The organism is uncultured Eudoraea sp. (genome assembly GCF_947258525.1).
In the GTDB taxonomy this organism is placed as follows: domain Bacteria; phylum Bacteroidota; class Bacteroidia; order Flavobacteriales; family Flavobacteriaceae; genus Eudoraea.
In genome coordinates this window covers 1-6,455 of sequence record NZ_CAMYIP010000007.1, presented here as the reverse complement: position 1 = coordinate 6,455, position 6,455 = coordinate 1, and the positions used below count along the sequence as shown (strand labels likewise).

6 protein-coding genes are annotated in these 6,455 nt (G+C 42.5%); 4 read left to right on the top strand and 2 right to left on the bottom strand.

Annotation, left to right across the window (positions count from 1 at the left end; genetic code table 11):
- A partial coding sequence (locus tag Q0X89_RS00205) for a helix-turn-helix transcriptional regulator (RefSeq protein ID WP_297690591.1) occupies positions 1-248 on the bottom strand: 248 nt, incomplete at its 3' end.
- 52 nt (positions 249-300) lie between these two features.
- Between Q0X89_RS00205 and dinB the strand changes: the two genes are divergently transcribed.
- The 4 genes from dinB to Q0X89_RS00185 all read left to right on the top strand — a co-directional run bounded on the left by dinB (position 301) and on the right by Q0X89_RS00185 (position 5,531).
- Positions 301-1,515, top strand: a complete 1,215-nt coding sequence (gene dinB / locus Q0X89_RS00200; protein WP_297690590.1) for a DNA polymerase IV — start codon at positions 301-303, stop codon at positions 1,513-1,515.
- Entirely contained in the window at positions 1,512-1,835 is a 324-nt protein-coding gene (locus Q0X89_RS00195; RefSeq protein ID WP_297690589.1) for a four helix bundle protein, read from the top strand. Before dinB ends, Q0X89_RS00195 begins: the two co-directional genes overlap by 4 nt.
- A gap of 85 nt (positions 1,836-1,920) precedes the next feature.
- Positions 1,921-4,941: a DNA polymerase III subunit alpha gene (locus tag Q0X89_RS00190; RefSeq protein ID WP_297690592.1), complete on the top strand. Its 3,021-nt coding sequence runs from the start codon at positions 1,921-1,923 to the stop codon at positions 4,939-4,941.
- A 137-nt stretch (positions 4,942-5,078) separates the two neighbouring features.
- Positions 5,079-5,531, top strand: a complete 453-nt coding sequence (locus Q0X89_RS00185) for a GNAT family N-acetyltransferase (RefSeq protein ID WP_297690588.1) — start codon at positions 5,079-5,081, stop codon at positions 5,529-5,531.
- Positions 5,532-5,564: 33 nt separating this feature from the next.
- Here Q0X89_RS00185 and Q0X89_RS00180 read toward each other — a convergent pair.
- Positions 5,565-6,455: sulfatase-like hydrolase/transferase (locus Q0X89_RS00180; RefSeq protein WP_297690587.1), on the bottom strand; the 891-nt coding region annotated here is incomplete at its 5' end.

Here is a 6,455-nt window from a genome sequence, read left to right as displayed (position 1 = left end):
ACACGTTGGTTGCCAATTTCAATAAAAGAGGAATCTTTAGCTTTGGTCAGATCATTTCGTAACAGAATATCTATAGGAACTTTAAAATAGTCAGATAGTTTTATAAGCATACCAATAGTAGGAGCAGACCTGTTTTCTTCATAAGAGCTAATGCGTGAGCGCGTTACGCTTAAATCTTCAGCCAGAACTTCCTGTGTCAATCCTTTAAGCCGTCTCAAATGCCGAATATTTTTTGATACAATTTTCATATTGCTACAAATATAAGCAATAATTGCTAAAAATAGTAGCTAATTTTGTAGAATGAATAGGAACATTCTGCATATGGATCTGGACACCTTCTTTGTGTCTTGTGAACGACTGATAGACAGTCGGTTACAAAAACGACCCTTATTGGTTGGAGGCACGGGTGACAGAGGTGTGGTAGCAGCCTGCAGTTATGAGACCAGAGGTTTTGGAGTGCATTCCGGAATGTCGATGAAGCTCGCCAGAAGGCTATGTCCTGAAGCGGTTGTTATTCGTGGGAATTCGTCAATTTATACAAAGTATTCGCATCAGGTAACCGACATAATTAAAGAATATGTGCCCGTTTTTGAAAAATCGAGTGTAGACGAATTTTACGCTGACCTAAGCGGAATGGATAAATTCTTCGGTACCTATAAATACGCATCAGAATTACGCCAAAGAATAATAAAAGAAACCGGCTTGCCAATATCATTTGGTTTGTCTGCCAACAAAATAGTGTCTAAAGTTGCTACAGGTGAAGCGAAGCCCAATAATCAGCTGTGTATTGACCATGGATTTGAAAAATCGTTCTTAGCACCATTATCTATCAGGAAAATACCATCTGTAGGGAAGAAGACCTATCAGGTTTTAAGGAATCTTGGAGTAGATAAAGTAAGGGTTGTACAGAAAATGCCTGTTGAAATGATGACCAGCGTTTTGGGTGTTAATGGCAGAACGATCTGGAAACGAGCTAACGGGGTAGACAATACCCCCGTGATCCCCTTCTCTGACCGCAAGTCTATTTCCACAGAACGCACTTTTGACCGCGATACTATAGATGTCATCAAACTAAAAGGCATCCTTATTGCCATGACAGAGAACCTGGCTTACCAGCTCCGCAGGGGTGAAAAACTTACTGCCTGCATTGCTGTTAAGATCAGGTATTCAGATTTTAATACCTATTCCAAACAAGTCCGTATTCCTTATACCAGTGCAGACCATATTCTGATCCCCAAAATACTGGAGCTGTTCAGAGTCTTATATAACAGGCGTTTGCTGGTGAGGCTTATAGGGATCCGCTTTAGCCACCTGGTGCCGGGCAATTACCAGATCAACCTGTTTGAAGATACCGAAGAAGCCCTGAACCTCTATGCTGCAATGGATAACATCCGGGAGCGTTTTGGCGATAAAAGCGTGCTGAGAGCCTCCGGCCTGGGAGCAAAAACCATTGGAAGAATGCACAACCCCTTTAATGGCCAACCACCCATAGTGCTGGCGCATAGAAAACAATGAAATCAAAAATGACAAATGACAAATCACAAATCACAAAAAGAGATATGAATAGAATATATGATCTGGAACAAAGAACCTACTTATTTGCTAAAAATTGCCGTTTTTTTGTTAAGGCGTTGCCCAAAAGTCTGAGCAATATTGAGGATGGAAGGCAGCTGATAAGATCTTCAGGATCTGTTGGCGCAAATTACATTGAAGCTAATGAGAAATTAGGGGATAATGATCTTACAATGAGACTCAAAATAGCCAGGAAGGAAGCTAAGGAAGCAGAGTACTGGCTTAGACTTTTAAAAGATCTAAATGCTAATTGTGGCGCATAGAAAACAGTGAAATCCACCTTCGCTCTTGCGGGCTACGGTGGATAAAGATGAAACTAAAACAATAACAGATCGAATACCAACACCCATGTATCTCAACTGCCATACATACTACAGCCTCCGGTACGGGACTTTTTCCGAAGTAGCCCTCTTAGAACTTGCCCGGGAAAACCAGGTGACCCAACTGGCACTTACAGATATCAACAATACCTCCGCGGGCCTTAATTTTGTGCGTAAAGCCACTGAATACAACATAAAACCCATTTTAGGGATCGATTTCAGAAACGGGGCAGATCAATGCTTTGTGGGCATTGCCAAAAACAATGGAGGCTATCAGGAGCTGAACGCCTTTCTCTCTGCCCACCTCCACGAAGAAAAAGAAATCCCCCAAAGAGCCCCGAAGTTTAAACACGCTTATATCATCTATCCCTTTGAGAAAGTATTGCTCAACGACCAAACCGATTTCCGGGAACATGAGTTTATAGGAATTTCCATAAGGGACCTCCGCCGACTCCCCTTCTCCAGCTTAGGAGAAAAAAAGGGCAAATTGGTAGTATTGCAACCCGTTACGTTCAGGAATAAGCGCGACTTTAATGCCCACCGCTTGTTGCGGGCCATAGACAAGAATGTGCTGCTAAGCAAGCTCCCAAAGGAAGAGGAGGCTGGTGAAGACGAGAAAATGTTTCCCATTCAGAACCTGGCTATGGCCTTTGCAGAATTTCCCTTTATTCTTGAAAATACGGAAAGGCTCATGAATTCCTGCAGCATCCATTTTGATTTTTCGAAAAACCGTATTCCTCAGAACTTGCAAACCTACCTGGGTAGTAAAGAACAAGACGAAAAACTCCTGGAGCAACTGTGTCGGGACGGTCTCCCTTACCGCTATCCTGAAGTTAACCAGCCTATTCTGGAGCGCCTGGAAAAAGAGCTGGGACTGATAAAAGAGAAGAACTTTGTTTCCTATTTTTTAATTAATTGGGATATTGTTTCAAAGGCCCGGGAAAAAGGATTTTTCTATGTGGGGCGGGGTAGTGGCGCCAATAGCATTGTGGCTTATTTGCTTCGTATTACCGATGTAGACCCTATAGAACTCGACCTGTATTTTGAGCGCTTTATTAACCTCTACCGTGCCAATCCGCCCGATTTTGATATTGATTTTTCATGGAGAGACCGGGAAGAGATTACCCAGTATATTTTTGACTGCTTTGACCATGTCAGCCTGTTGGGCACCTATGTCACCTTTAAACATAAGGGCATTGTACGGGAATTGGGAAAAGTCTTTGGTCTGCCAAAGGCAGAGATTGATATTTTAAGCGACGGGCACTACCAGCTTTCCCAATTAGATGAAGTATCACTACTGGTATTAAAATACGGACAGTTAATAAAAGGCTTTCCCAACTACCTGAGCATACATGCAGGTGGGATCTTAATTACCCAAAGACCAATCCACTATTTTTCGGCTACGCATTTACCCCCAAAGGGTTTTGCCACTGTTATGTTTGATATGGTAATTGCTGAGGATGTAGGCCTCTACAAATTTGACATTTTAGGTCAGCGCGGCCTGGCAAAGATCAAGGAAACCCTGCAGATCCTTCAGTTAAACAGGCCTGAAAAGTTTCACGAAATAGACATCCATAATATCAAAAGCTTTAAAGAGGACCCCCACATCAACCAACTAATAAAAACCGCCCAGTGCATGGGATGTTTTTACGTAGAATCCCCTGCTATGCGGATGCTGCTAAAAAAGCTGGAGGTAGATAATTATTTGGGACTGGTAGCGGCCAGTTCCATTATCCGTCCGGGGGTGGCCAAAAGCGGAATGATGCGCGAATACATTCTGCGGCATCGCGAAAAAGGCAGGGCAGAGGAAAAGGGCCACCCGGTAATGCTAAACATTATGCCTGAAACCTATGGTATTATGGTCTACCAGGAAGATGTTATAAAAGTGGCCCATTATTTTGCCGGACTTACCCTTGGTGAGGCCGATGTGTTGCGAAGAGGTATGAGCGGAAAATTCCGTTCGCGGGAAGAGTTCCAGAAGGTGCAGGACAAATTTATGGACAACTGCCGTAAAAAGGGTTATGAAGAAAAGCTGATCTCCGAGATCTGGCACCAGGTAGCCAGTTTTGCCGGTTATGCTTTTGCCAAGGGACATTCAGCTTCTTATGCTGTGGAGAGTTACCAGACCCTGTTTTTAAGGGCTTATTACCCTCTGGAATACCTGGTGGCAGTGCTTAACAATGGGGGCGGTTTTTACCGTTCCGAGTTTTATGTGCACGAAGCCCGGATGATGGGGGCTACTATACATGCGCCCTGTATTAACAAGAGCTTTGCGGTAAACTGTATTTATGGTACAGACATTTATCTGGGCTATATGTATTTAAAAGAACTGGAGAGCCGGGTAATGGATCGTATTTTAAAAGAGCGGCAGCTGCGTGGAGTCTTTACTTCTTTGGAAGACTTTTTAGACCGGGTGCCTATTTCCATAGAGCAGCTGAGTATTCTTATACGTATAAACGCGTTCCGGTTTACAAAAATTAACAAACACAAACTGTTGTGGGAAGCGCATTTATTTCTCTCTAAAGGGACTATTATAGACCATCCTAAATTGTTTCCACCCACCCACCAGAAATTTAAGATTCCACGCCTGCATACCACAGATCTGGAGATGGCCTTTACCCAATTGGAACTCCTGGGGTTCTGCCTGTGTTCCCCTTTTCATTTGTTAAAGGAGCCTCCAAAAAACGCAAATGGCAGCAGGGATTTGGAGCAGTATTTGAATAAAAATATAGATATCTATGGCTATTTGGTTACCGTTAAGAATACAGTTACGCATAACGGTAAACGCATGCATTTTGCCACCTGTGTAGACCAGCATGGGGAGGTTTTTGACACGGTACTTTTTCCCCCGGTTGCTGCCAAATACTATTTTAGGGGCAGGGGTATTTATAGGTTCTACGGGAAGGTGGTAAGTGAGTTTGGCTTTTTAAGTATAGAGACCATAAAGATGCAAAAACAGGAGGTGATTCAGGATCCCAGGTATGCTGATATGAAGACCGCTAGCAAAAGGTTGTTGACGGTGCCAAAAAATAATGATAGTACTATTTGAGAATAGGATATAATATGTATTTTTAATACCAGCGGCCTCCCTCTTTTTAATTCATAAAAGGAAATATGGGAAAAGATTCTAATCTGCGGCAATTCCAATAAAACTAAAAAGAAAATGCACCTTATTAAAGTTACCAATTGATCCGAGTTCTAAATCATAAAGACAAGCAAGTGGCCCAGGCTATCCGATCCGTTTTTCAGGATTCTTACCCAATTGAGGCCAAGCTTTTAAACGCAATAGATTTTCCACCTTTAAAAAGAACTTTGGTAGAATTTTTAGATAGTAAAAATGAGTTTTATGGTTTCTATAAAGAAAAAAACTTGGCAGGGGTGGTAGAGGTGAAGGCAGATGCAAATAACACACATATCCAAAGCCTGGTAGTACACCCCGAATTTTTCAGGCAGGGAATCGGGAGTGCCCTTGTTCAATTTGTATTAGACAATTATAATACCAATACTTTTACTGTAGAAACCGGCCTGGCCAATGAACCGGCCAAAGATTTGTATTATGGATTTCATTTTAGAAAGGTCAAAGAATATAGCACAGAGGAAGGAATACGTAAAATTGCTTTTTTAATGCGAAGGAGGTAGTCCAAAATATGCAATGCCTTCAGTAAAATGAAATTATTTTTTATCGGGTCTGGGTATAATCCCTGTCTTTTTTCCCCATTTCAGCCACATTTGAGCCATTGTCTTAACCATTTCCGGATTAGTAGCTGCCATATTATGCATTTCTGTCCGGTCTTTTTCCATGTCAAAAAGTTCCCAGTCTTTTAATTCCAACTCAGCTGTTTTATCCCAGAGATAAGAATTTTTCTTACTCGCTTTAGAAATCAACTTCCACTTTCCCATTCTAACCGCGCGGTTGCCTTCATGCTCCCAATAAATGGCTTCCCTATCCAGATCTTTTCCTTCCAACGCAGGTACTAAACTTGTACCTTCCATAGGACGAATAGTATTTCCATTGTAATTGCCAGGATATTCGAGACCACTTATATCCATACATGTTGTCATGATATCTATTAAATGCGCAGGGCTTTTTCTCAATTCACCGCCCTTTTTGATTTTTGCCGGCCAATGAACAATTAGAGGGGTAGCAATACCTCCTTCATGCACCCAATGTTTGTATTCCCTGAAGGGGGTGTTACTTGCGTTTGCCCAGTTTAGGCCATAAGCTGTATATCCATCAGCTGGGCCGGGCCAACCTTCTTTCATTAATTTCACGGGCTTTCCATCGCGGCTGGTAAAAGGGATCATCTCGGTTTGTACTTCATCAGGAGCTATTGCTACCACCTCTTTTTCTGTCGGCCTGTTTTTTATCCAATCTAATTCTTCTGCACAAGCCCCATTGTCCTGCAAGTAAAATATTACGGTATTTTCCAGTTGCCCTTTGGCTTCCAGCGCATCCACCACCTGACCAATTCCTTCATCCATTAATGTGGTCATGGCCGCATAGGTTTCCATATTCGCAAGTTCCCAGGCTTTGTCGGGCACATTCTCAGACCAGGGTTTCAC

Bases quoted from the DNA above. Each gene is read 5' to 3' on its own strand.
- dinB (WP_297690590.1), top strand. From the start codon at position 301: ATGAATAGGAACATTCTGCATATGGATCTGGACACCTTCTTTGTGTCT.
- Q0X89_RS00195 (WP_297690589.1), top strand. From the start codon at position 1,512: ATGAAATCAAAAATGACAAATGACAAATCACAAATCACAAAAAGAGAT.
- Q0X89_RS00190 (WP_297690592.1), top strand. From the start codon at position 1,921: ATGTATCTCAACTGCCATACATACTACAGCCTCCGGTACGGGACTTTT.